Annotated in this window: 21 protein-coding genes; 4 read left to right on the forward strand and 17 right to left on the reverse strand. The window is 47.9% G+C overall.

Features of this window, described 5'->3' with window-relative positions:
* Positions 1-149 precede the first annotated feature (149 nt).
* The 10 genes from AB1K83_RS13270 to AB1K83_RS13315 all read right to left on the reverse strand — a co-directional run bounded on the left by AB1K83_RS13270 (position 150) and on the right by AB1K83_RS13315 (position 13,298).
* Positions 150-1,820, reverse strand: a complete 1,671-nt coding sequence (locus AB1K83_RS13270; protein ID WP_413058686.1) for an acyl-CoA dehydrogenase family protein — start codon at positions 1,818-1,820, stop codon at positions 150-152.
* Entirely contained in the window at positions 1,817-3,322 is a 1,506-nt protein-coding gene (locus AB1K83_RS13275; RefSeq protein ID WP_413058687.1) for a class I adenylate-forming enzyme family protein, read from the reverse strand. The genes AB1K83_RS13270 and AB1K83_RS13275 overlap by 4 nt, the downstream gene beginning before the upstream one ends.
* On the reverse strand, positions 3,319-3,705 hold the full coding sequence (locus tag AB1K83_RS13280; RefSeq protein ID WP_413058760.1) for a MerR family transcriptional regulator: 387 nt from the start codon (positions 3,703-3,705) through the stop codon (positions 3,319-3,321). Before AB1K83_RS13280 ends, AB1K83_RS13275 begins: the two co-directional genes overlap by 4 nt.
* 324 nt (positions 3,706-4,029) lie before the next feature.
* Positions 4,030-5,541 (reverse strand): S8 family peptidase, encoded by a 1,512-nt coding sequence (locus AB1K83_RS13285; RefSeq protein WP_413058688.1) that lies wholly within the window; start codon positions 5,539-5,541, stop codon positions 4,030-4,032.
* A gap of 139 nt (positions 5,542-5,680) precedes the next feature.
* Complete coding sequence (purU, locus tag AB1K83_RS13290) at positions 5,681-6,589, reverse strand: formyltetrahydrofolate deformylase (RefSeq protein WP_413058689.1); 909 nt, start codon at positions 6,587-6,589, stop codon at positions 5,681-5,683.
* A gap of 76 nt (positions 6,590-6,665) precedes the next feature.
* A complete protein-coding gene (locus tag AB1K83_RS13295; protein WP_413058690.1) occupies positions 6,666-7,811 on the reverse strand; it encodes an alpha-hydroxy-acid oxidizing protein in 1,146 nt (381 codons plus the stop codon).
* A 125-nt stretch (positions 7,812-7,936) separates the two neighbouring features.
* Positions 7,937-9,472 (reverse strand): FMN-binding glutamate synthase family protein, encoded by a 1,536-nt coding sequence (locus AB1K83_RS13300; protein ID WP_413058761.1) that lies wholly within the window; start codon positions 9,470-9,472, stop codon positions 7,937-7,939.
* Positions 9,473-9,942: 470 nt separating this feature from the next.
* Positions 9,943-10,857 carry a DMT family transporter gene (locus tag AB1K83_RS13305; RefSeq protein ID WP_413058691.1) on the reverse strand — a complete coding sequence of 305 codons (915 nt, stop codon included), beginning with the start codon at positions 10,855-10,857 and terminating at the stop codon, positions 9,943-9,945.
* 39 nt (positions 10,858-10,896) lie between these two features.
* Complete coding sequence (locus tag AB1K83_RS13310) at positions 10,897-12,087, reverse strand: hypothetical protein (RefSeq protein ID WP_413058692.1); 1,191 nt, start codon at positions 12,085-12,087, stop codon at positions 10,897-10,899.
* Between the two features lie 32 nt (positions 12,088-12,119).
* Positions 12,120-13,298, reverse strand: a complete 1,179-nt coding sequence (locus AB1K83_RS13315) for a M20 metallopeptidase family protein (RefSeq protein WP_413058693.1) — start codon at positions 13,296-13,298, stop codon at positions 12,120-12,122.
* A 174-nt stretch (positions 13,299-13,472) separates the two neighbouring features.
* Here AB1K83_RS13315 and AB1K83_RS13320 point away from each other — a divergent pair, with 174 nt between their 5' ends.
* A complete protein-coding gene (locus AB1K83_RS13320) occupies positions 13,473-14,741 on the forward strand; it encodes a MerR family transcriptional regulator (protein ID WP_413058694.1) in 1,269 nt (422 codons plus the stop codon).
* 46 nt (positions 14,742-14,787) lie between these two features.
* A complete protein-coding gene (locus AB1K83_RS13325) occupies positions 14,788-15,240 on the forward strand; it encodes a hypothetical protein (protein ID WP_413058695.1) in 453 nt (150 codons plus the stop codon).
* A 5-nt stretch (positions 15,241-15,245) separates the two neighbouring features.
* On the opposite strand, the gene AB1K83_RS13330 is transcribed toward AB1K83_RS13325, so the two are convergent.
* From AB1K83_RS13330 to AB1K83_RS13345, 4 genes are all read right to left on the reverse strand, one after another.
* Positions 15,246-16,442: an NAD(P)/FAD-dependent oxidoreductase gene (locus AB1K83_RS13330; protein ID WP_413058696.1), complete on the reverse strand. Its 1,197-nt coding sequence runs from the start codon at positions 16,440-16,442 to the stop codon at positions 15,246-15,248.
* Positions 16,443-16,727: 285 nt separating this feature from the next.
* On the reverse strand, positions 16,728-18,176 hold the full coding sequence (locus tag AB1K83_RS13335) for a diguanylate cyclase (RefSeq protein ID WP_413058697.1): 1,449 nt from the start codon (positions 18,174-18,176) through the stop codon (positions 16,728-16,730).
* Between the two features lie 152 nt (positions 18,177-18,328).
* Entirely contained in the window at positions 18,329-19,384 is a 1,056-nt protein-coding gene (locus tag AB1K83_RS13340; protein ID WP_413058698.1) for an acyl-CoA dehydrogenase family protein, read from the reverse strand.
* A gap of 23 nt (positions 19,385-19,407) precedes the next feature.
* A complete protein-coding gene (locus AB1K83_RS13345) occupies positions 19,408-19,944 on the reverse strand; it encodes a DUF4242 domain-containing protein (RefSeq protein WP_413058699.1) in 537 nt (178 codons plus the stop codon).
* A 103-nt stretch (positions 19,945-20,047) separates the two neighbouring features.
* Between AB1K83_RS13345 and AB1K83_RS13350 the strand changes: the two genes are divergently transcribed.
* A complete protein-coding gene (locus tag AB1K83_RS13350) occupies positions 20,048-20,494 on the forward strand; it encodes a winged helix-turn-helix transcriptional regulator (protein WP_413058700.1) in 447 nt (148 codons plus the stop codon).
* Positions 20,495-20,524: 30 nt separating this feature from the next.
* On the opposite strand, the gene AB1K83_RS13355 is transcribed toward AB1K83_RS13350, so the two are convergent.
* From AB1K83_RS13355 to AB1K83_RS13365, 3 genes are read right to left on the reverse strand one after another with little or no spacing between them, the layout of a single operon-like run.
* On the reverse strand, positions 20,525-21,292 hold the full coding sequence (locus AB1K83_RS13355; RefSeq protein ID WP_413058701.1) for an ABC transporter permease: 768 nt from the start codon (positions 21,290-21,292) through the stop codon (positions 20,525-20,527).
* 5 nt (positions 21,293-21,297) lie between these two features.
* Positions 21,298-22,254 carry an ABC transporter substrate-binding protein gene (locus AB1K83_RS13360; RefSeq protein ID WP_413058702.1) on the reverse strand — a complete coding sequence of 319 codons (957 nt, stop codon included), beginning with the start codon at positions 22,252-22,254 and terminating at the stop codon, positions 21,298-21,300.
* 14 nt (positions 22,255-22,268) lie between these two features.
* Positions 22,269-23,039 (reverse strand): ABC transporter ATP-binding protein, encoded by a 771-nt coding sequence (locus tag AB1K83_RS13365; protein ID WP_413058703.1) that lies wholly within the window; start codon positions 23,037-23,039, stop codon positions 22,269-22,271.
* Positions 23,040-23,557: 518 nt separating this feature from the next.
* Here AB1K83_RS13365 and AB1K83_RS13370 point away from each other — a divergent pair.
* A complete protein-coding gene (locus AB1K83_RS13370; protein WP_413058704.1) occupies positions 23,558-24,922 on the forward strand; it encodes a trypsin-like peptidase domain-containing protein in 1,365 nt (454 codons plus the stop codon).
* Positions 24,923-25,077: the final 155 nt, after the last annotated feature.

A 25,077-nucleotide genomic window follows, 5' to 3' on the forward strand; every position in this document is an offset into this window, starting at 1 on the left:
TATTTCTTTTTTCACTTAATTATACCAAACAAATACAAAGTTCCTAACCTATTAGTAACAAACTTATCCAAATAAAAAAACACCTCCCCATGCGGAAAATGTCTACACAGAAAAAAGCCCCGTCCATAGCGGGGCAAAATACATTATGATCAATGAATTTCCTCAAAATATTCAACCGTCCTCATAGGATCCCCAATTTTGCGCAATGCCCAAGTCTCCTCCATGTACACTTCCGCCAATTTCGCGAATTTCCCGCCATGTTTTGCGGACCATTCCAAGGCAACGACGCTTTCATACACATCTGCCATCCGCTTGCTCAATTTCTTCGCTTCGTACGTCTGCAGCGCTTCATCGAATTTCGCAAAGGCATCCAAATCCGTTGCCAACCCACTCAATTTCATTTGTAGCGTCCGTTTCCATTGGTCATCCGGCAGCGGATCCATTCGCCGTTCCATCTCCTCGATGAACAATTGATGGGCCGCATATTTATTGACTAAGCGGATGAGCTCCAATCCTAGAATATTGGCGGTCCCTTCCCAGACGGTGAGTACTTGGGCATCCCGCAACAGTCGCGGTGTGACAAAGTCTTCGATATAGCCGTTCCCTCCGTGCATTTCAATCGCTTCATGCGCAAAATGGATGGCCTGCTCCGCCGTCTCTTTTTTCATCAAGGCAATGTACAGCCGATTAAGCACCATTTCCCGACCGGACGCTTTACCCTCCGTCACTTTTTCAAACAGTTGAATCAAATCGAAAACCGCCGCCACTTCGACATGGAGCTTCGCTGCCATCTTGCCGAGTGTGTCCTGGACCATTGGAAATTCGGTCAGCCGTTTGCCAAACGCATTCCGTCGGGAGGCATACACTTTTGATTCCAAATAAGCGCGACGCATAATACCGACCGAAGCAACTGCATTGCAAATCCTAGATAGGTTTAAAGCTTCCATCATATAATAAAACCCTTTCGACGGATCGCCGACGACATAGGCGAGCGCCCCGTCAAACTCTACTTCCCCCGAAGGCACGGCACGGACTCCGAGTTTGTCTTTCAACCGGCGGATTCGCAAACTATTGAGCTGGCCATCCGCATTCCGCCAAGGTACCGCGAACAGCGTCAATCCTTTAGAACCGGCAGGTGCTCCTTCCAGCCGTGCCAATACCATTGCCACGCCGCACATCCCTGCGTTGGAGGCAAAATACTTCTCGCCAAACAAGCGGTACCGGTTGCCCTCTTTTAATGCTGTTACGATATTTGCACCGACATCTGACCCACCCTGGCGTTCCGTCAAAAAGGTGGCCCCTTCATACAACGGGACCTCCCCCGTCGAACAGACATGGGGCAGGAATAATGATCTCACCTGATCGTCGGCGTAATGGTCCAATAAGTAGGCCGTCGCCATCGTCAACGTGACGGGGCAATAAAATCCTGGTTCTGCGTGCGACAACAAATACCCCTGCGCAAAGCTATACGTGTAATTCCCCTTCCCGCCAAGCCCCGGGATTTCCTTATGCACATAGCCGACAATGCCGGTATCATACGTTTCCTGAACTGTCTGCCTATACCCTTCATTGACCCAAACATCCGAAATTTCCTCGCCATATCGGTCATAGCGGAGCAAGCGAGGTTCCCCTTCCCGGTCAGTATGTTTAGCCCGTTCATCTATTACCGTGGCACACCGTTCGCCGAACGATTGCAAATGCGCTTTGGCGTATTCGAGAAATGGTCCATCCAACCGTTCTTCCAAAATTTTATGGAGCGTTTCATCTTCCTTAAAAAAATTCAGCGTCTCGGTTTCCTTCTGTTCCTGAAGCACTTTCACGATACAGTCACTCCTTCACGTAACGGTTGTTTTAATATTTTCCCCGAGGAATTGCGCGGCAAGGCTTCCACTTGTTCAAATAATCGAGGGACTTTGAACTTTGCCAACCGCTCTTCCAAGAAAGCATTTAGTTTAACAGTATCGATAGGTGCATTCGCTGCGAACACCGCTTTGACGGTCTCGCCCCACTCCAGATGCGGAACGCCCACCACCGCCACTTCTTGGATTCCTTCAAATTGCAAAATCGTTTCCTCGATCTCTTTAGGATAAATATTCGTCCCGCCCGTTATAATGACATCTTTTTTACGGTCAACGATCCAAATAAACCCATCGGCATCGAACTTGGCCAAATCCCCCGTCCTGAGCCATTCACCCAAAAACGCTTCCCGGGTCGCTTCCTCATTTTTATAGTAGCCGAGCATATTGCCTTCCCCGCGCAGCACCACTTCACCAATCTCATCAACGCCCACGTCTTCCCCTTGTTCATTGACAATACGAAGTTCCGTATGGAGAGGAGCCCGTCGGCCGACACTGCCCGCCTTTGTCTCATGTTCTTCCGCCAACAGCAACGACCCGCTCGGCCCCGCTTCCGTCATTCCGTATACGCAAACGAGATTGTCCGTGCGAAATGCTCCCTGCAGATGCTTCACTTCTGGAGCGGACAACGGAGCTCCGCCGTAAACCCACCATTTCAAGGAAGAAAGATCGGCTTCTTTCAACCTTGGATGGTTAGCCGTCACCAAATAGGCAACCGGCGCTCCGAAAAAGTGGGTCGTCTTCTCTTGTTCTATTGAATCAATAAAAAGATCAGGAGTGAATGTCGGTGTCAGGACAAGCGTCGAACCAACCATGACACCTGCCATGAGAAATAAATGGAGCGGGGCCGAATGGCTGAGCGGCATCATGAGCAAGATCCGGCTTTCCGGCTTCACTTCCATTTCAACTGCGATCATCGAAGCAACGGTCAAGATATTCCGATAGCTAAACAGGACCCCTTTCGGCTTCCCGGTTGTCCCGGAAGTATATAAAATGGTCGACTCGTCGCCTTCTTTCAAAGAACAAGGGATGGCTTGCTCGTCACCTGCAGCAAGCAAAGTTTCGAAACTCTTCCAGTTGCCGGCTGCTTCCCCTGTCTTAATTAATACGGAAAGCGCTTTCATTTTCTCGATTGCCGGAAATAAAAGCTCATGGGCAATGAGTGCGGTGGCATCCGAATGCTCAGCAATATACTCAATTTCCGGTTGCGTCAGCTTGGCATTGACGGGAACTACGATGGCACCGATTCGTTGGACTGCAAAATAGGCAATGACGAATTCCGGAACGTTCGGCATGAAGAGGATGACTTTATCTCCGGCTTGAACGCCTTCCTGACGCAAAGCATGGCCGAATTGATTCACGTGGCGATTCAATTCCGCATACGAAATGCGATTTCCCATGCAAACAACCGCTTCTGCATTCGGATATTTTCTTGCATTTCGCTCTAATAATTGTGAACTGTTCATCTCTCAAGTCCTCCTTTTAATTTGTTTAACTTTTCAGTGAACTCACTTCGCAGTTGTACCAGCTCTAGCTTTATTTCATAGAGTTCTTCAATCTTTTCCTCGATATCGCGGATTTTTTGATCCCCATATTCAATAGTCCGTTCCAGCTGCTTTCGCCCCGTCCGGTCCCGATCGAACAGCAACACCATTTCTTTGATTTCTTCCAATGAAAAGCCATACTTCTTCCCACGGAAAATCAACTTCAACTTCGCCAGTTCCCGGTTCGAATACAAACGCTGATTCCCTTCCGACCGTTCGGGAGATAACAACCCGACCTCCTCGTAATAACGGATGGTCCGCGTAGACACGCCAAATTGACTCGCCACTTCAGTAATCGACCTCAGCTCCACCACCCCGCTCACTTTTACTAGCAGTATAGCATTGACGTTAACGTAAAGGGCAAGGGGATTTCAGATTTTTTAGAGTTCAATAGTTTTAGATTAGAGGGGGAGTCAGGCAACTGGCGGGAGGATTACTCCCTTCCCTGATAAAATCCCGCTCATGGAGAGGTATTACGACAAATTGCCAGAGAACTACGACCAAACTGCTGAGGATTGCGACCAACAACGGGAGGACTCCGCCTTTCCCTGGTAGAATCCCGGCAAACTACCAATTCCACGAACCGAAAACCACCTCCTAACCAAAAAACTGTCAGGAGGTGGTTTCATTTAATAGCTTCCTACATCAAACTTCATATGGACTTCTTTCTTCAACGGTTGTCCGTTTTGATTGCGGACATCTGTCGTGATGGTCAAATAATGAGCACCGGGCTCCCATTTCGTTGCGGGGGTGATCAATAACTGCTTCGGGTTGGCGGGATTGACGACGGCCGCGAAGGATGTGATCGGTTCGGTCCCGTCCGCCCTTCTGCTGATTGTAACACTTCGTGAAAAGTCTTGATCAGCCGCAAGCGTTTGATTGAACGTCACGGTGAACACTTTTGAATCATAGACCTGCATGGCCGGGAAATCGTACCCGAATTGGATGACGGACTTTTCGTATTCCTCCAATTGGGCATATAGTTTGCTAATATCCAAGGCACCCATACCATAATAGGTATCAAAGCCGGGCATGCCCAAGTCGGTGGCCGACCTTCTCAATAATTGTTCGATTTCATGGGTGGACAAGTCTGGATATAACCCTTTCATCATCGCGACAGTACCTGATACTATCGGTGCTGCAAACGAAGTGCCATCCATATAACGATAGGTTTGGTTCGGAAAAGTGGAGAGGATCTGCTGTCCCGGTGCCACGAGATCGACCTGTTGATTGTACGTGGAAAAGTTCGCTTTGACATTCGATGAATTGATAGCGCCGACCGAAATGACATGATCATACGCTGCCGGATACATGACCGGATTCCCTACCAATGCGTCATTCCCCGCCGCGGCAATCACTGTAATACCCGCATCAACCGCCCGCTGGATTGCTTCATTTTCCAATCGGGAAAACTGATTGCCTCCCAAACTCAAATTGATAATATCGACATCTTGAGAAACGGCATAGTCAATCGCCCGGATTAAATCCGACAAACTGGCTGAGTCCTGATTGAAAATTTTCAACGGTAGAATTGAGACCTGGTAAGGCCCGGCCGCTCCCGCAATTCCTTTCCGATTGTTCAATTGGGCCGCGATGACGCCTGCCACCATCGTGCCGTGCCCTTTCTCATCCGTTACATTTGTCGTGTTGGAATAAAAATTATATCCTCCCGGCGCAATGCGGCTCTTCAAATCCTCATGGGTCAAATCCACCCCCGTGTCGATCACAGCCACGACAATATCCTGTTTCTGCTTTAGCGCCTGATCCCAAAGGATGCCGGCTTTCACATGAGGAATCCACCATTGTTTGCTGTAATGGGGATCGTTTACAGCCATCATCAAACGCCTTTCCATATTCGGCTCGACATACTCGATCAATGGATCTTTCTTCAGCTCCTGCTCGATATCAGCCGGGCTCATCTCCTCCGGAAAAGTCAGCAACTCCACTTGCGGCGCAATCTTCTCAACGGACTCCGTCTCCGGCTGCTCCCTCGCCGCCAATGATCGGGTCGGTTCCTTGTACTTGACGAGCCATTCATTCGGTACCTCCGCGGTTCTTGCAAATCCTGTTTCACTATTTATCAACAAGGAGGCAAGCACGATGAACAACGTCAGAAGCAAAAGATGTCTACCTTTTTTCACGTCTAACCATCCCTTCTAGTAAATTATAAAGTTATTTTCACTTTACTATTTTTATAGAGGGAATGGTAGTAAGGCGCTCACTACCTGACATGAATACAAATAAAAAACTCAGCCTACGTAAACAGGCTGAGTTTTGATTTTAATGAAACACAATCGTTTTATTATTCTCCACAAGTATACGGTCTTCCAAATGCCATTTTACAGCTTTGGCGAGGACACGGCGTTCAATTTGACGACCGATTTTCTTTAATTCGACTACATCATCCCGGTGATCGACTCGCTCAATGTCCTGCTCGATGATCGGACCTTCATCAAGATCATTGGTGACGTAATGGGAAGTCGCGCCAATCAGCTTGACACCGCGGGCGAATGCACGCTCATATGGACGGGCACCGATGAATGCCGGCAAGAAGGAATGGTGAATATTGATGATTTGATTCGGAAAACGCTCTACAAATTCCGGAGTCAGAATCTGCATGTAACGGGCCAAAATGAGTAGATCGACGTCGTACTCTTCCATCAGGCGGATTTGTTCCTCTTCCACTTGTTTGCGAATATCCTTATTCGCCGGAATATAATAAAACGGAATTCCTAGGGCTTCGACCATGTCTCGGGAGTCTTCATGGTTGCTGATCACAACGACGATATCTGTTTCCAAATCGCCGTTTTGCCATTCCCATAATAACTCCATCAAGCAATAAGGCTCTTTCGACACAAATATAGCGGTCCGCTTCCGCTCACTGCCGTAAGCAAAACGATATTCCATCGAATGATGAGCAGCAATCTCTTGAAAATCTGCCTCCATCTGCGCACGTTTCTCCGATAAATTTTCACAATGAAATTCGAGGCGAATGAAAAACGTCCCGCCTTCCGGATCACTCGAGTATTGACTTGATTCTACAATATTCGACTCATGGTCGAATAGGAATTTGGACAGCACCGCAACGATTCCGGGCTGATCCGGACATTTTACGAGTAACCGCCCGTGATTTTCCTTTTTTTTATTTTGCTGAGGTGTTTTTGTATCTGTATTTATGTTGATTGTCATTTTTTTGCACATCTCCTGTAGTAGTTGTCCTAACATATTATTATGCAATATTTTGGAGGTCTTCGCAAATCATTCCTCAGCCATTTTTGACAATCTTTAATTTCCCTAAATCCTTTACATCCGCCACGCCAGACAAAGCCATGGAAATCCGGAATTCCTCCAGTAAGTTGTTTAGGACGTGAGCCACGCCCGCCTGGCCGCCGACGGCAAGTCCGTAAATATAAGGTCGGCCGACCAACACCGCATCTGCTCCCAAGGCCATCGCCTTGACGATATCGGAACCCCGACGGATACCACTGTCGAATAAAACCGGGATTTTGCCATCGACCACTTTCACGACTTCCGGCAAAGCATCGATGCTGGCAATGGCGCCATCCAATTGCCGACCGCCATGATTGGAGACGATCATTCCATCGATCTCGTGTTCCATCGCCAGCTTGGCATCTTCAGGGTGCAAAATCCCTTTCAATAAAATCGGTAACTTCGTCCACTTCCGCAATTCCGCCACCTGTTTCCAACTCAATGACGGATGTAGGATATTTTCCAATATCCCTTGAACAATCGCGTTTTGATCGTTCGAAGGAAGTGAATTCATGAAGACTTCATCCGATTCGTAATTCCCTTGGCCAAACCCATTGGCAAGCGGAGAAAACCGGCTGCGGATATCCTGCTCCCGCCAGCCGATCATCATCGTGTCGACCGTCAACACGATCGCTTCATACCCTGCTTTTTCAGCTCGCTTCACCATGCTGTACGCAATGTCTTCATTTTGCGACCAATACAGTTGATACCATTTCGGGCTCGATCCCGTTACCAAGGCAATGTCTTCGATCGAACAGCTCGACACCGTGCTTTGAATGAAAGGCAGTCCAAGCTCAGCCGCGGCTTTAGCTGTCGCCACCTCTCCTTCCTCTTGCACCATTTTCTGCACACCGATCGGCGCGAGCAACAGCGGAAACGGATAGGTACGGCCATACAAAGTGACCGACGTTTCGACGTGTGATACATCGTTCAAGAATCGCGGTACATAGGAATACTTCGCAAGCGAGGTGATATTATCCCGCATCGTCTGCTCTCCACCCGCTCCAGATTGGATATAGCCGTAAGGGCCGACTTCCAGTTGTTCACGGGCGGCTGCCTCCAATTCAGAAAACGCGGCCGGATACGTCTCCGGCGCATGAATATTCTTCAGCATTGTTTTTTCATGGTTAAATACTGTCATAGTCAGTCCTTCTCCCTCTATGTATTGAATTTTCTTATAGTATACTATACCTTTTCAGTAGACCGGATGGGATCGGAAGAATTTTAATTAAAAAAGCTGCTCCCGGAGGAACAGCCTTCAAACTTTCATTCTACCGGAAAAACCCGGCCCCGTTCATCTTTATAGATCACATGATGGCGTTCGAACTTCGTCGGAGAATCAAGTCCGGCAGCCGATGCCATTCGGAATAAGCCTTCCCGCATCGTCAAAATATAATTGGCGACCCGATATTTTTTCTCATCGATGACGAGTCCCTCCTGCAGCTTCTTATCGGTCGTCGCAACACCGGCCGGGCAATCGTTCGTATGGCAACGATGCGCCATGATGCAGCCGACAGATATCATGAAACTCCGGGCACTTTGCACCAAATCCGCCCCTATGGCAAGCGCAATTGCGGCCTTGTCGGGAGTCGTGATTTTGCCGGACGAAATAATTTTCACGCGTTCCCGCACACCATACTTCCGAAGGGCATCATCCAGTAAAACAAGAGATGAATGAAGCGGTAGTCCGACGCTATCGGCCAAATCTTGATACGTCGCGCCCGAACCGCCTTCCGCCCCGTCCAGCGAAATGAAGTCCGGGCCTTTCCCCGTCTGCTGCATGTAAGAAGCCAATTCCTCCGCATCCTCCTTGCCGCCGACCACGATTTTAATTCCAACCGGCTTACCCGCATGCCCGCGGATTTCATCGATAAAGTCGAAAAGTGACGGATAATCATCGAACTGATGAAACCGGTTCGGGCTATTGATAGTCGTATACGGCACGACATTCCGAATCGCCGCAATCTCTGGCGTCACCTTCTCTCCTTCCACGTGCCCCCCGCGCATTTTTGCACCTTGCGCAAGCTTCAATTCAAAGGCTTTCACCTGCGGAAGTGCGGCTTTTTCAAGGAGCCGTTCCACACTGAATTCTCCTTCTTCCGTCCGATATCCGAATAAACCCGAGCCGATCTGGGCAATGAGGTCCGCACCTCCCTCCAAATGATAAGGTGACAAGCCGCCCTCCCCCGTGTTCATCCACGAGCCAGGCGTCAACCCAATTCCCTTCGACAGAGCAGTAATCGCATGGTCACCAAGCGCCCCATAACTCATCGCCGATTGCCCAAGCAGTCCGCGAACCCGGAAAGGATGCTCGCAATCCGGACCGATCACCACCGCATCTTCCTCCGGAAGGAGCCAAGGCAATGTCGGAACATCCTCCAAATGTTCACGGCGGGAAAATAAATTATCCTCATCCATAATGTACCGCTTCGTATTCACCAAATCGGCATTATCGACCCGCATCTCCTCATTTTGCTTCGTAAACATCGCATTCCGAATATAGTAGCCTGATTCCTGAAAATCCCGCTTCGAGCCGAACCCGATAATGCTGTTCAAATACTTGCCGGGTAATACCATCCGCAAATACTCCTCGCGATTGAATGGCTTGCCATCATTATCATCATCAAATAAATACTGACGCAACTCCGGACCCGTCTTCTCAAAAATATAGCGGACTCGCCCTAAAATAGGATAATTCCGCAAGATGGCATGCTGTTTCTGCATCCGATCATAGAAATATAGAAAAACAGCCGTCAATATCGGCAAGATGATCAGGAAAATCACCAACAATGCCGACGTCATCGAAATACTCTCAAACCAATTCAACGCTCCCCACCCCGCTTATTGTTTTATTCCTTGTTTTACCCTACTGCCTGCTAGATTAATCTAGCTTCTCAATGATTTAGTAGGAGCTTGGAAGGGAATGGGGTAGGAATGTAAAAGTTCCTCCGAGTCGTTGGACATCATCCCGTAATAGTTGGACTGCTCTCCTGGTTCGTTGTACTTCTTCAGAAATTGGTTGGAATACTATCCCTATTCGTTGGAAACTGCCTTAGTTCGATAGAAGCCAATAGCTACTGGACGAATGAGTTGGCCCTGCCGAAGGGAAAGCAATTTGTAGCATCGCTGTAATACGTGTTTAAAGGAACGAAGTCACACCATCATCTACCAAGCAAACACCTCAGCCTTCCCCAAGCTGAGGTGTTTGCTTTTCCCGGACAACAACAGCAACAAAAAGACATGCTCCCCTATAAGAAGCATGTCTGTGCGTACTAATTTTCCGCCGGCCCATGTAAGACGGGCGGCTCTTTTTTCCCGACCCAATTCACGATAACCACACTGCCGATGGCGATAGTGGCTCCGATTAACGAAAGAATGCCGGGAACTTCATGCAGCCAGAGCGAGGCCACAATGATGGCAAATACCGGCTCAACGTACATGACGCTTGTCACAACGCCCGCATCACTTAATGACAGGGCTGTCGCCCATGCCACATAGGCGATGGCAGCCGGGAAGATGCCGACGTAGATGGCCGACATGTTCGCTTCAAACGAGGCGGCTTGGATTCCCTCTACAAGACCCGGGAAAAAGATGAAAAAGGGTAGTGTCCCGGCCCATGTGAAATAAGCGGTCAATTCAATCGGCCGATATCGTTGAAAGAGCGGCTTCTGGTACACAAAAAAGGCTGACGTAGCCAATACGGCAATCAAAATATACACGATGCCTTTTGAGCCGGCAAACGACATTTCACCAGAACCGAGCATAATTAAGAAAGTGCCCAGCATGCCGACAAGCAACCCCACCCATCCAAATGCACTGAGACGTTCCTTCAAGGCAAAAATCGCGATGAGCGCCGTGAAAATGGGAGCCGAGGCAATCATCATCCCTGCCGTGCTCGCTGAAACGGTCTCTTCCCCAAACGTGATCCCAAGTTGATAGACACTGATCCCAATCCATCCCAAGAGGAGAATCTTCCCAATATCTTCTTTCCGAGGAAGTCGAAATGAAGTGCCTGGCCATAACGCATAGATGATAAATATACTGGATGCGATTAAAAAACGGAAAAGCACCAGATGACCGGGGGAATAGCCGCCCAGCAAACTTGCCCGGATCGCTGCGAAGGCTGATCCCCATACGATGACGGAAAACAGGGCGAGCCCGAATGCTTTTTTATTCAATACATACACCTACCTACTTAAGATCAATAACGTCTGTAGCAAACACGCCTACAATGTACTCATGACAATCCCGGCGATAAAAATGGAAGCGGTCGTCACTGTGGTAAAACCTCCGACGAGCATAGGCGACAGGATTTCATTGAAAATATATTCTTCTTCCTCCTTTGTTCGTCCAATACTTCTACTCACTTCTTCACAGATGATGTAATCTCCCGGAAAACCGAACATGGCTGTCAATGCGACAGGAATACCTTTATTTATATCCCACTTTACAAGCTTTGAGCCGATCAACCCGCCCAATATGATACCGACCGCACCAATCGCAAGGATTGTCAAGACGGCAGGGAAGTACTCCACCAACATCTCAAACGTTACCCCATTCATGGAAGCGATAACCGCAAATACGATGGCGAGCATGACGATTCCGAACGAATTCGATTTTTCTAGCATGTTTTCCCGATAAAACCCGACACCCGTCCCTACTAAACCGATAATGAGTGCCCAGAGAGCGTAGTTGATACCTGTTAAATGGTTTAACAACACAGCCAGGGATCCCCCGATAAACAATTGGAATAGCAAAATCGGCTGAGTGGCATAGCGCTCCGGAAGCCAATTCCGTTTTTGTTTGTTCCCAGACTCTGTCGTTGCAGCATGTTCCAATATGGAAGAATGAGACACAGCCATCTGCTGGACGTATTCCGGATTCTCCACAAGCTTTTTTGCATAGCGACGGAGGAAAAACGTCGCGAGCGGTAAACCTACCAATGTCTGCAAACCTAGAATGACAGCAGGGATCGTCACAATGGAGGCCATGCCAAGTTCGCGTAACTTATCCGAAGTGATCAAGAATGCGATTACCCCTCCGCTGATTGTTCCTGTCCCGGATGCGGCTATCGGATAACTGAAAATCGGAGTAACGACAAGAAGGATGGTTATGGTTGATATGCTGACACCAATTAACGCGATAATGACAGATTTGTATTGCTGCTTGATGATCTTAAAAGGAATCAAAGTCCCCATATGTACAATCAAGGGAGCGAACATCAAACCACCTAGTGTGGCAAGAGTGGAATTGCTCATCAGGTCTTCCGGGAACACACCGACCCAAATCAGAACAAGGTAACCGAATAAGGCGACCGCCAACATCGGTATACGCGCCTTTGTTTTAATGGAAATCACTTCACCTGCCACAACGAGTATCAGGATAATCATAGTAGCAATTACAGGATCTTTCAACATACGAATCAATCCCCCTTATTGTCATTTTATTTTTATTGGAAACATAGTTTTTTGGCAATGCCGACAAAATAATCAACGCCGTACTGCAGAGCGTCCTCTTCGATTTTAAACTTTGGATGGTGCAATGGGAATGCTTCTCCGAATTCAGGGTTATGCACCCCGATGAACTGTAAGGAAGCCGGTACCTGTTGGGAAATGGCCGAAAAATCCTCTCCGCCAAATAACGGCTCCTCCACTTGGATGACATGGTCCTTTCCAAAAATACTTTCAGCCACTTCTCTCGATATGGCGACGGCATCAACGCTATTCACAACACTGGCATAGCCCTCATGCCAAGTCGTTTCATAGCTGGCTCCGTGCGCTTCCGTAATTCCTTTAACGATTTGATTGACATAGTTTTTAGCCTTTGTTCGAATATCTGCATCCAGCGCACGGATGGTGCCGCCCAATTCGACTGTATCCGGGATGATATTCAAGGCGCTTCCCCCATTGAATTTGGTTACAGAAACGACTGGCGCATGTAGTGCCGGCAGCTTTCGCGAAACGATGTGCTGGAGATTGCTCGCGATTTCCACTCCGACCATGAGCGGGTCAATGGTCCGTTCAGGGGTGGAAGCGTGTCCGCCGTGCCCGATGACTTTGATTTCAAAGTCATCGTTAGAAGCACATAGCACACCTTCTCTTATACAAATGGTGCCCGCTTGCTCGTAAGGCGTCACGTGAAGGGCAAACGCATAATCGACACTCTCCACGACCCCTTTTTCCACTAGCTCAATAGCTCCCCCCGGCGGTGATTCTTCTGCATGTTGAAAGATGAATCGGATTTCCCCGCAAATCTCGTCCGCCCTTTCCGAAAGCGCTTTCGCCGCTCCGAGTAACATGGCCGTATGGGCATCGTGCCCACATGCATGCATTATTCCAGAATTTTTCGATGCAAAAGGGATGTCGGTTTCCTCTTGGATTGGAAGCGCATCCATATCAGCCCGGAACGCGATAGTCAAGGGCTTTTCCAAAGCCTGCCCTTTCCCTATCAAAACGGCTAACACACTTGTTTTTGTAGGTCTCGTCACTTCCAAGCCGGACATCCGCCGTAATTGTTGATAGACAAATTCCGATGTCTCATATTCCTGAAATGAAAGTTCGGGATATTCATGGAGATGTCTCCTCCAGGCAATCACTTCTTGCTTTAGTGTATCCGATACTCTGCTCATGACATTGTACTCCTTCCAACAACTTAATCGTAAATTGAATCCTTCAATACTTTTCCGTATAATCAGTCTATTGAATGGAGTTTACATGGGGTCAATCCCATTTTTTCATACCGTTTATACTAAAAGATGGAGTCCCCTCCACTTTTCCAGAGGTATTAATAGGAGGTCGAGTCGTTGAAAATTGGTGGATTTGCGAAACAATTTAACGTAACAGTGGATACGGTACGCTATTATATCGAGTTGGGGCTGTTAATTCCCGACAGAGAAAATAAGCAATACCGGATGAACCAGAACTGCCTGGAAGATATGGCATTGATCAATATGTTGAAAGGGTTCCGCTTTTCCTTAAAGGAAATTCACGCCATCCTATCACTACGTCGTTTGACGAATAGCCCCCATACGGGAGACTCCAGTTATTTCACGGACTTGCTCGTTCAGAAAAAGGAGGAGTTGAGGAAGGAGAAACAACAGATTGCAACTGTGATCCGTTCCATTGAATCCAAAATCGAATCTACTCCGTCCCTGCTTTCTAATGATCCGCCGTCAGGGGTCCCGCTATATTTCGTACCTTATTTCAGTTGTCCCCATTGTCAACAGCAATTGAACTTGAATGGCGTGACTATGCAAGGGAGCTTTATTTACGAAGGAGTTTTGCAGTGTGGATGCAGCTATGAAGCCCGAATTGAGGAGGGGATTTTAGTAACGGATCAGCTGCGGTCTTCCCCTAGCAACTATTCGATCTACAATATCGATGTCACAAAGTGGAATCCCGAATTCATCAGCCTGCTGGAGAAGGGTAAGTTGTGGATGTTGAATGAATTGAAAAGGCATGAACTGGACAACAAGGTCTTGATTGAAACCAATATTGAAGTTTCCATGTTGCTGCCAAAGTACTTGGCAACGCTTTCGCCCACTTGCCATTATATCTTCACAGGGCATTCCTTTGAGGATATGAAAATTCTGAAACAGAAGATTGAACTGCTCGATCTAGGGTTGAATGTCTTGTATATGGTCAACAGCGATCTATGCTTGCCGCTGGCGCACGGGTCAATTGATTTCTTCATCGACAGTGTGTCATTCACCCAATTTTCCTTGTTGTATAGGGAACCGCCTGTTTCTATCTTACAACCTTTTTTAAAACAGTCAGGACGCGTCATTGGAAGTTTTCTTTATTACGAACCATCCATGAAATCGTTGAAAAACATCCATACGATTTATTCCCAACCGAATCAGGAGGCTTTTAAAGCGTCTTATTTGGAAAGTAATTTTGAAGAGAACGGGATGACCCTTTTGAATAAAGTAGAAACCGGGTATACAGACAACCCGGGGAGTTATTTTGTCTATCATGATCCGGAGGAAAAGTTGAAGTTACTCACCTATCAAGCCGGATTTGTAGTGGATGAAGAGATATCGATTCCCGAACGGATGGTAGGGGCCCGATAGATTGGCCTATGCCATGAAAAATTGAATTGAAGAAGGAGGAAATCAAATGAATTTTCCAGTCGAATCCTATTCCTTTGCCATCACGCCTATTTTCCGGCACATCCGATTATCGACAGAAGTGGCCGGCGCTTATTTACACCAAAGGGACGCGAAAGAGACCTTACAATTTTACAGCAGTGAAAAGGCGTTCCAGGAAGGACAACCTTACTGGGGCGCCATCCAATATGAAGGAAGTAATGATTATGGCGAAAAAGAGCCGTCCCTGGTCAGTTGGCGATTCAAACGGGCCAACCTTCCAGAAGAGTTAAGGCAGGAGTTAGAAGCAATCGAAGCATTTCGCCAAGACACCAACTCGGGTGCCTCGATGGATCCTCAAGCTGAATCCATCGCTTTCAAGTTTGGAAAATTCGATTTGGCGGCAAAAGCGACGATGAAAGAAATACGAAATGCGTTAGAGAACTTCTTGACTACTATTCATTTGGAGGAAAATGAGATTTAAACATGTCATCGATCCAGTCTTACGATAGCAGCGAGATCATTCGGAGTGCCGGCAAGCAAATCACGGATCAGCCGCGCTCCGAGCATGCTATATACAGTGCCGTTTCCACCTAGGCCAATCAGATAATACAGCCGAGGAAACTCGGGATGCTGGCCGATCAGCGGCAAATTATCAGCGCATTCCCCGAAGATCGCAGCCCATGTATGGTCCATTTCAATTTGAAATTGAGGAAACAAGCGTGCCGCCTCTTTTCTCAGGCGTTCCCCCCGTGATTGAAGCAGGGCTCCGGTACAGGGAACAGTGGACTTGTCCTCATCCAACCCGCCAATGATAATCCGATTATCCAATGTCAGCCGGGCATAGAGATACGGCCGCTTGGTCTCCCAGATCATCATCCGATCTTTCCAAAGCCTCACATCTTCGAGCGGCTTGGTAGCCATTGCATAAGTCCGTTTCAATTCCGCCTGCTTGCTATTTAAGAAAGGGGGCCGTGTATAACCTGTCGAAAAAATAATATTGTCGGCATGCAGCACCCCCGCCGCCGTTTCCACATCCACGCGGTCTTCCCTCTCCCGTATTTCTACAACCTTCGTATTTTCAAAAATATGGACGCCCCGTTCTTCAGCGAACCCTATGGCTCCTCTACAAAAACGCAACGGATTCACCTCCGCATCGCCGTGTGTGACAATCGCCCCTGGCTTGGAAAAAGGAAATTGGGCCGCAACCTCATGGCTCTCCCAGTATTCTGCAGGAAACCCGTAATGCCTTAATGTCTCATATTCTTTTTGTAATCGGGAGACGTCTTCCTCCGTACTGGCAAAGTACAAGCTGCTCCTTTGGCAGAATTCGGTGTCGACGGCCAGACTTGCCGCCACTTCGTTCAATTGTCCGATCGCGGCTTCACAAGACTTATAAAACCGGGCGGCCGCTCTCTCCCCAATTTGAGCCATTAATTCATGCAGCATAATATCGTTGGAGAACTGAAGAAGACCCGTATTGGCTGACGTGCTTCCAGCCCCGATTATGCGCTCGTCGATGAGAGCCACTTTTAGATCTTCCTTGGAAAGTATGTAAGCACACAGTGCCCCCGACATCCCACCTCCGATGATCACCACATCATAAAAATCGGCAAGGGCGGACTGCCGGAACGGCGTCCCTTCGACCGTCGTCTTCCAATACAATGAACCCGTATGTAACTCCATCGCACTCCCTCCTTCATTCGAAAATACCCTATTGAATGGAGGAAGAAACAGGGAAGGAACTAAGCGAGTGGAATAAAGTTATGAGCGATGCTCGGAAGTTATGAGCTCTTCTCGGGATTTATGAGCGCGGCACGGATTTTATGAGCGCTTGCCGGGATTTATCAGCGCGAAGCAGATATTATGAGCGCTTCCCGAGACTTATCAGCGTGGCACAGAAATTATGAGCGCTTCCCGAGACTTATGAGTTATGAGCATAACAGCGAAGAAAACCAGCCCTTCGTACGTTTAAGGGGCTGGTACCATCTTATGAGAGTTTGGTGTTGTATGGCTGTAGTGCACCGCCCGATTCTTTCCACTCCGTTTCGCTTCATAAAGCGCCGTATCTGCGAGATGAAAAATTTCATGAAACTCTTGGATCGTCCCATTATCATTGTCGGCCAATCCGATACTAACGGATACGGGAATCAATTTTCCATCCTTTTTAATTTCCAATGCACGGACTGCTTCCGCCAATTGCTCCGCTTTCCGTTTTCCATTTTCCAACGTGATATTCGGCATGACCAGCACGAACTCATCGCCGCCGTATCGGCCCATTCGATCGCCTTCCCGGATCAGTTGCGAACACGTCCGGGCCACCTTCTGAATCACTTCATCGCCGAACAGATGGCCATGCGTGTCATTCAACCCTTTCAGATTGTCAATGTCGATCGCCATGCAGAGAATACTTTCTTCGTTCGCAGCGGCCTTTTTTAGCCAAAAATTCGTATTTGTCTCCATATAACTCCGGTTATACAAGCCGGTCAGGAAATCAGTGTTCACCCGCTTCTTCATTTTCGATAGACCCAATTGGACATCCAGACGGAGAGCAAGTTTGTCCAGTTCGCCTTCCTTGATTTCTTCCAGCAAGGCGATATATTCTTTTTGAATTTTGAAGCCTTCTGCAAAATTGCCCATCCGTTCGCACAGCTCGGTCCGAAGTTCCTGAATGTCCTTCAACAATCGGAGATCCCCTTCGTCTTCCACCAACTTTTTTGCCGTAAGCAATGATGCAGACGCCTCTTCCAACCTGTTACGGGCAATAAAGTAACGCCCTTGCAAGGCATAGATCTGGGCCTTTTCGTTATTATATGTATTCAAAATAGGAGATGCGACTAGGTTGTCCAACAATCGTTCCGCTTCTTCCCACTGTTCCAAGCCTAAAAAAGCCTTCGCTCGATTCAAAAAAGCCCGCCATGTCAGAATTTCTGCAGCCGGCTCATGCAAATCCGCCATCTCCAAGCCCATCTGCGCCCAATCCAGCGCCTCTATATAATTCCCTTCCTGATTACAAACCTGGCTGAAGCGGATATAACTTGTGCTGACAATATCGTATCGCCGCAATTTCTTCCCTAAATTAATCGCATCTTCTAAGGTTGTCTTCATTTTATCGAAGTCCTGACTATAGTCATACAATAAAAATAAAATGGAGTAGGAATCCAGCTGCTCCGCATCCGTCCCATACGACTCACAAAGTTTCGCGTGCTCCTCCATATGCCGAAACGCCGATTCCAAATCACCGATTGCATGAAAAGCAGTCGCACAAGCTGCATGCGCCCCCATGACTGTAGAATAAAGGGCACACTTTCCGGCCTGATTTATTAGATGCGTACAAGCCTCGATCGTTTCCCGATGCTTCCCTTCTTCCTGCAAACGTAATATGCGCTGTTGTAATAGCTGAATGTCTCTATCCGGCATACTCTAATCCTCCTAATAATGTTACTTAAACATCCATCCATAGTTATGTACCCATAGTAACATACTACCAAACAACAGTTAGTCAATTAGCTAGGTGAATAAAAATAGGCCCCACTCTATTTAATAGAGTGGGGCCCTGCGCCTGCCTATTCTTATAGACTCAGCACTTTTTCCAAATGTTTGATCGTCGGCGTTAAATTGGCAAAGAAGTAGGCTTCGCGTAATCGTCTGGCCGGCGCACTCACTTTCAAATAAGCAGCACTGCCGTTATGGAGCATGGCGGTTTGCACCGCTTCAAGCGTCAAATACGCTGCGCCAAGCCGGATTTTTGCAATTTCTTTCCAATCTAAAGGCTCTTGGGAAATAAGTGTGAGCAATTGTTGTTGATACTCTTCTTCCTTCTGTTGCAATTCCGGTGACTGGGTACGTAAATACTGGTTGCAACCATTTTGTCGATTGACCATTTTATCAATCGAATGAATGGACGCATTCGTCACGCCGAAGCCGAGTGGAATTTGGTAGGCGATGAACGTCGGGCGGATTTTCGCCACGAACGCATTGGCATCTTCCGATAAGACCCGATCGTCTGGAATGAACACCTCTTTAAATGTGCAGCTATACGTAGCACTGCCGTTCAATCCTAAATAATCGTTTTTTTCCTTGAATGTCAAACCGGGTGAATTGCAGGAGACAAACACCATGATCTGTTGTTGTTCATTCAAACCGGCAATAGCTCCAAAAACGTGGTCCCTCCCGAGGTTGGATACTGAAGGAAGCACGCCGGATACTACATATCCTCCATCCGTACGCTTTGCGGTCAAATGGAGAGTTTCCAGTCCTGCGTAATGTTTCATCGGATTCGACAACCCAGTAGCGCCAAGCAAAGTGCCATTTTCCAAACTTGGTAACAAATCAGCTTTCAGCTTTTCGTTTTCCGTTGTCCGGACGTAGGTTAAAGCAGCGAGGTGGCACCACAGGCAGAAGGCGGTCGTCATGCACGTTTTCGCGGTCTCACCAACCAGGTACAATCCGTCTGCAAGCACTTCCGCTTGTGGACGTGCCGCAGATAACAACAATCCCGATTCGCCCAGTTTACGAAGAAAACTCTCTGCGTAAAAAGCGTCCTGATCAATCTTTTTCACATATGGCTTCAGTTCCTGCGCAATCAGTTCAGCAAGCACTTCCTGTTTTTCCATTACCATGGGCATGGTGCCACCTCCGCTAAATTTCCTTACTCGTTATCAGCTAAAATTTCCGTGATGGAATCGATCGGCGTTTGAACCGCTTCCCGTGCGCGTTTGACAGCCGCTTCGTCCGGCGCGTCGTAGAAGCAGAGGCATTTCGACATATCTTCACAGACGTACGTTCTAGCAAATGATACTTCCGGCACTTCTTCGTAGTGGACCGAATTTTTCTTTTTGCGAGCCAAGTATTGGTCCATGGTGAGGTCTTCCGGCAAGTTCCATTCGACCAAGTAATTGACGAGATCTTTGTTTTGCTTTACTTTTTCCAAATCGTCCCCGACTAGACGGACATCTTTGACCAGTTCAATCGGGATTCCCGCTTCTTTCACGATACTTGTAGCGGTTTCTTGATCAGCCGATTCGACGATGAAGAACGATCGAGAGAAATCTTTCGATACTTGGATTTCAATGAGTGCTGAGTCTCGAGCTCCCAGGTTCTCTTGCAATTGCGCCGCCTTTTGATCCAAAGCAGCTTTCGAGTCCACAATTCCTTGTAAAGACGATTCAATTAAAAATAATCCCATTTTTAAAAACCCCTTTTCCTATCGTTATTGTATGCTATACTATTCATATTAATCTACTAGGTTAAAAAAAGCAACTTACATTATCAGAAAGGACGAAATGTTTATGAAACCACGTTACAACCTACCCTGCAATATCGCTCAATCTCTCAATATCATCGGAGATCGCTGGACGCTTTTGATTGTCCATGAAATCCTAGTTGGCCGAACGACATTCAATGACATCAAAGTGGCGTTGAATGGACTATCCGCCAACATGCTGTCCGAGCGGCTCAAAATGCTCGAAGGAGAAGGCCTCGTTCAATCGGAGCTTTATTCCACCCATCCGCCACGCTATCGCTACACGCTGACACCTAGCGGAGAGGCGCTAGAACATGTTTTCAACGCATTGATCGTATGGGGCACGGACCATTTGGAAACTTGTTATAAAAAACTGGTTCACTCTGAAACGGGCGATGAAGTCGAAATCGGCTATTACTCCAAACGGACAGGCAACCGCGTCGATGATCTGCGTGCCATTAGTATCGAAGACCCTCTATTGCAAAAATCTTAACTGGGAGACCGCCAACACTCGGCGGTCTTTTTACGTTGCCGGCGGCGTACCGAAATGGCGACCGACCCAATGCTCGAAAAGCGTAATCAACCGATCGAGGATGAAACCGCTCAATCCGATGAATACAATTCCGGCCAACACATGATCGAGCTTCAACGTGTTCCGTGCATCGATAATCAAAAACCCGAGCCCAGACTGCGCCCCGACCATTTCCCCGGCAACGAGGAATACCCAAGCAGTGCCAAGCGCCAGGTGCAAGCCATTGACAATAGAAGGGAAGGCAGCGGGAAAAATGATTTTATACATGAGCGGCCATTTACGAATCTCCATATTTTCGGCGATCCTCAAATAATCTTGATCGATTTTCCGGACGCCCGCCACCGTCGTCAATAGGACCGGAAAGAAGGCGGCGATGAAAATGATCGCGATGGCCGGCATATTACCAATTCCAAACCACAAGACGATGAACGGCGACCACGCTACCGGGGACACCGGGCGCAGCACTTGGACGACCGGATCGACAATCTGCCAAGCCCGCGGCATCCTTCCGAGCATCATGCCGAGCAGGATGGCGGGGACAATTGCGAGCAAATACCCCGCCGCAAAACGTCCCAGGCTAACCCGCAAATGTTCGAACAGCGTACCATCCGCAAGCATCGCAGCGACCGCCGTTCCGACAGTGAGCGGTGACGGGAACAGCGCCTCCTCATACCCGCCGATCCAGATGACTCCCTGCCAAACCGCTACAAGAAGCACCATACCAATGATGAAATTCAACGTCTTTCTCAACCAACCCATAGCACTCACTTCACTTTATCAATAAATGTATTGTCCACGAACTCTTCATACGCCGGTGGATTTTCCGTCAATCCCATCTCCACCATAAATGCAGACAATTTGTCATACTCTTCTTCCTCAAGACGCAGATCGTCATAGGAAATCCATTGCAAGGACAAATCCAAGACTGCTTTCTCCACTTTCATGAACTCACTAAAAGATTCATAGACAGCTTCATCTTTCTTATTAGCCAACTCGCCGCCTTTTACATACTGGGCAATAAACGACTGAACTGCTTCCTCATTCTTTTGGATCGTGTCATTGCGTAACACGAGGACACAGCAGTACGATTCCGGCCAAATTTCCTCAGAGTGGTAATGAACTTTCCCTTTATCCAGCACGACAGCTTGCGCACCGAACGGCTCCGCTACGACATAGCCTGCAATCCGCTGTTCTGAAAGAGCGGCCGGCATTTCAGCAGGGGCCATTTCCACGACGTTCACATCTTCATAGGTCAACCCGTCTTTTTTCAACATTTCATTCAATAACAGATTATGGGATGAGAATTTATGCGGGATCGCATAGGTGGCGCCTTTCAAATCTGCTGTTTCTTGAACATCCTTCGAAGTGATAAGCACATTTCCGTCTTTATGGCCGAGCGCGACTGCTTTCAAGTCAATTCCTTGTTCCGTCGACATCATCGCAAGTTCCACCAAAACGGAAGCCCCGTCAATCCGCCCCGTATTCAACGCGTCCATTAAATCCGGCCAAGAGCCGAATTTGACCATTTCGACATCATAGCCTTCCACCTGCTCGTCATGAACATGTTCTTCCATATAAAGAGGACCTGCATGAGTGATCGGCAAATATCCGATCTTTAAAGTCGTCTTTCCGCCTTCAGTTGGCGTTTTTTCTTTCGTTTGAGAGCATGCACTCGTGAACGCCAATAGCAGAACAAGTAGTAACAGTGATAGTTTTCTCAATTTGTACCCTCCACTTAAATCGAATACTCGGGTACCGCTGGCGCCCCGCTCAATTCGAATTCCTCTAATATTTTCTTACGGTAATAATGAAAATCGCCATGCGTACGATCCCGCGGCTTTCCTTGATTTATGATCAACTCGTTATAGATTTTTCCGGGATGCGAACTCATGATCAGCACCCGATCGGATAGATAGACTGCCTCATCAATGTCATGCGTCACTAGCAAAATCGTAGTCTTCTTCCGGGTCTGAATGCGAATCAATTCATCTTGCAAATTGTAGCGATTGAACGTATCCAGCGCCGCAAACGGTTCATCCATCAAGATGACATCCGGCTGAATCGCAAACGCCCGGGCAATCGCGACCCGCTGCTGCATCCCCCCGGAAAGCTCATGCGGAAATTGATGCTGATGCTGATCCAACCCGACCAACTTCAACGCTTCCAAAACACGTTCGTTCTTCTCCGCGGTAGGAATCGGTTCCCCTTCTAGCCCAAGCTCTACGTTTTTCAACACAGTCCGCCAAGGCAAGAGATTCCGTTGCTGAAACAACATCACGCAACGTTTGGTCGGCCATAACACTTCTTCCCCATCCAGCAAAACCGATCCGGTATCCGGCTTCAAAAAACCGCCGACCATATTGAGGAGCGTACTTTTCCCGCAACCACTCTTCCCCAGCAGCGTGACGATCTCCCCTTTATTAACACGAAAAGAGACATCATCCAAAACATGAGCCGACTTCTCCTTCGTGCGAAACGTCTTATCCACCCCGGCTACCGTAATCATCCCTCTTCCCCCTTCATTTGAATTAAATTAATAAATCCTATCAGTTTAGTTTGTATTACAGTTAGTTTATACCACTTCGTTAAAAAAGACAACTCAATTAGTGAAAGAATTTTTAGAATGTAATAGAATGGCGATTTGGCTGGGGGTGGGGGCGGAGTTAAGAGCGCGGGAATAGAAGTATGAGCGGTTCGCGGAGGATATGGGCGTGGGATCGAAAGTATGAGCGGCCCACGGAAGTTATCGGCGCACGAACACAAAGATGAGTGGTTCGCGGAAGTTATGAGTTATCAGCTGTCCTATTGCAAAATGTTTTCATCCAACCTCATAACACCCCAACCGTACACCCCCAATTCCCACCTCAAAAAGTACTAGAAAATCCAAAAGGGTATATAATGGAAGTGAGCATGCCAAAAGCCTTTCGACCCTCGAATGGTCGAAAGGCTTTATAGCTATCAATGTGCTCTCTCAATAACTAGCCAAAATGGACGATAAGAAAAATATAGAAAGGAGGAGTGCGGATGTTTTGTATAAATTGTGGACACCAGAATCAGAAAGAGGCCCGTTTCTGCGGTGGATGCGGACAGGCGATGGGAAAGACGGGCCGGACAGGCTGGATGATCGCCATTGCCATCGGTTGCTTGCTCGTGCTTGGCGGCGTCGGTTATGGATTCAGCCAAGTACTCGGCACCGGAGATGCGAGAACCGTTTCCCATGTCGAGCCGTTGTCAGAAAGAGAGCCGGCTCCCCTAAATGAAGCCCCGGAAGCATCTGTTCAGAAAGCGGAGACGCCTCCTCCTAAGGAAAAAGAGAAGACTCAGGTCATCCAAGAGACATTGCCGCGTGTGTTCACGATTTTTACGGAAAGCGGGCTCGGTTCGGGCTTTTTGTATGCCAAAGGCGGCTTGATTGTCACGAATGCCCATGTGGTGGCTGGCTATACCGATGTAGTCGTGCGGAACTCGGACGGCAAGGATGCCGCCGGAAAAGTGATTGGCATTTCGGATAAATACGATGTTGCGTTAATTCGTTCGGACGCATACCGGAATCTTCAACCGCTCCGCGCAGAATCCATCGAAACACCGATTGGCACCGAAGTCATTGCGCTCGGCAGTCCAACTGGCTTGGAAAACACCGCCTCCATCGGCTATTTGACCGGGTTGAACCGTGATATTGAACTAGGGTTCATCTATGAAAAAGCATATCAGATCGATGCCCAGATCGACAGCGGAAGCAGTGGCGGCCCGCTACTCGACGCCAAGACGGGCAAGGTGATCGGCATAAATTCCTTGATCATGACCGATAATAGAAGGTTCGGCTTTTCCATTCCGTTGTACACCGTCACCCCCCTCATTGATTCTTGGGTGAAAAATCCGATGACGGAACGGCAAGTCGCTTCGGTCTTTGGTGTGTACGAAAATTATGCGGTCGCTGATTCCCACGACGATGAGACATATTACGACGATTACACGGAATTTTATGAGGACGGGGAGGGCGGGGAGGACTATTATCCGGAAAGCGCCGGATATTTTGACCCTGACCATCTGGAGGATTTCATTATAGAATTTCGCTCCACTTATGAAACGGCTCTGTATTACGAAGAATTCCATTTCATCGAGGACTTTTTACTCCCCGGCAGCTCTGCATACAAGGAATACCGTGACTACTTTAAAGAAATTGCCGACCAAGGCATGCACTTCGAATTTTACGAAAATGTCGTCACCGACCTCACCATCCAAAACGACACTGCTCTCCTTTCCACCTATGAAACCTTCAACTTCACCAATGCCGAAGGAGATGAACGGTTTTATGAAAAAGAGAAGGTTTACGAAGTATTGTTGGACGAAGAAGGGTATTATCGGATCAATCGGGTGGAGAATAAATAGCATGATTCAGACGAATCAATAAAACGCAATGAGCGGGGGTTATCCCTATGCTTATTGCGTTTTTTAATCGGAACAATATTCATATCCCATGCTTTTCGACCATGTAGGTAGCGAAAGCATGTTTCTAGTTTTTTCGGGTATACTCTAAACAGATT

The sequence above is a fragment of the Sporosarcina sp. 179-K 3D1 HS genome (genome assembly GCF_047228905.1).
GTDB lineage: Bacteria > Bacillota > Bacilli > Bacillales_A > Planococcaceae > Sporosarcina.

Excerpts from the sequence above, each read along its gene's own strand:
- AB1K83_RS13275 (WP_413058687.1), bottom strand. The coding sequence starts at position 3,322 with ATGAACAGTTCACAATTATTAGAGCGAAATGCAAGAAAATATCCGAAT.
- purU (WP_413058689.1), bottom strand. The coding sequence starts at position 6,589 with ATGACAATCAACATAAATACAGATACAAAAACACCTCAGCAAAATAAA.
- AB1K83_RS13295 (WP_413058690.1), bottom strand. The coding sequence starts at position 7,811 with ATGACAGTATTTAACCATGAAAAAACAATGCTGAAGAATATTCATGCG.
- AB1K83_RS13300 (WP_413058761.1), bottom strand. The coding sequence starts at position 9,472 with ATGACGTCGGCATTGTTGGTGATTTTCCTGATCATCTTGCCGATATTG.
- AB1K83_RS13310 (WP_413058692.1), bottom strand. The coding sequence starts at position 12,087 with ATGTTGAAAGATCCTGTAATTGCTACTATGATTATCCTGATACTCGTT.
- AB1K83_RS13315 (WP_413058693.1), bottom strand. The coding sequence starts at position 13,298 with ATGAGCAGAGTATCGGATACACTAAAGCAAGAAGTGATTGCCTGGAGG.
- AB1K83_RS13325 (WP_413058695.1), top strand. The coding sequence starts at position 14,788 with ATGAATTTTCCAGTCGAATCCTATTCCTTTGCCATCACGCCTATTTTC.
- AB1K83_RS13330 (WP_413058696.1), bottom strand. The coding sequence starts at position 16,442 with ATGGAGTTACATACGGGTTCATTGTATTGGAAGACGACGGTCGAAGGG.
- AB1K83_RS13335 (WP_413058697.1), bottom strand. The coding sequence starts at position 18,176 with ATGCCGGATAGAGACATTCAGCTATTACAACAGCGCATATTACGTTTG.
- AB1K83_RS13340 (WP_413058698.1), bottom strand. The coding sequence starts at position 19,384 with ATGCCCATGGTAATGGAAAAACAGGAAGTGCTTGCTGAACTGATTGCG.
- AB1K83_RS13345 (WP_413058699.1), bottom strand. The coding sequence starts at position 19,944 with ATGGGATTATTTTTAATTGAATCGTCTTTACAAGGAATTGTGGACTCG.
- AB1K83_RS13350 (WP_413058700.1), top strand. The coding sequence starts at position 20,048 with ATGAAACCACGTTACAACCTACCCTGCAATATCGCTCAATCTCTCAAT.
- AB1K83_RS13355 (WP_413058701.1), bottom strand. The coding sequence starts at position 21,292 with ATGGGTTGGTTGAGAAAGACGTTGAATTTCATCATTGGTATGGTGCTT.
- AB1K83_RS13365 (WP_413058703.1), bottom strand. The coding sequence starts at position 23,039 with ATGATTACGGTAGCCGGGGTGGATAAGACGTTTCGCACGAAGGAGAAG.
- AB1K83_RS13370 (WP_413058704.1), top strand. The coding sequence starts at position 23,558 with ATGTTTTGTATAAATTGTGGACACCAGAATCAGAAAGAGGCCCGTTTC.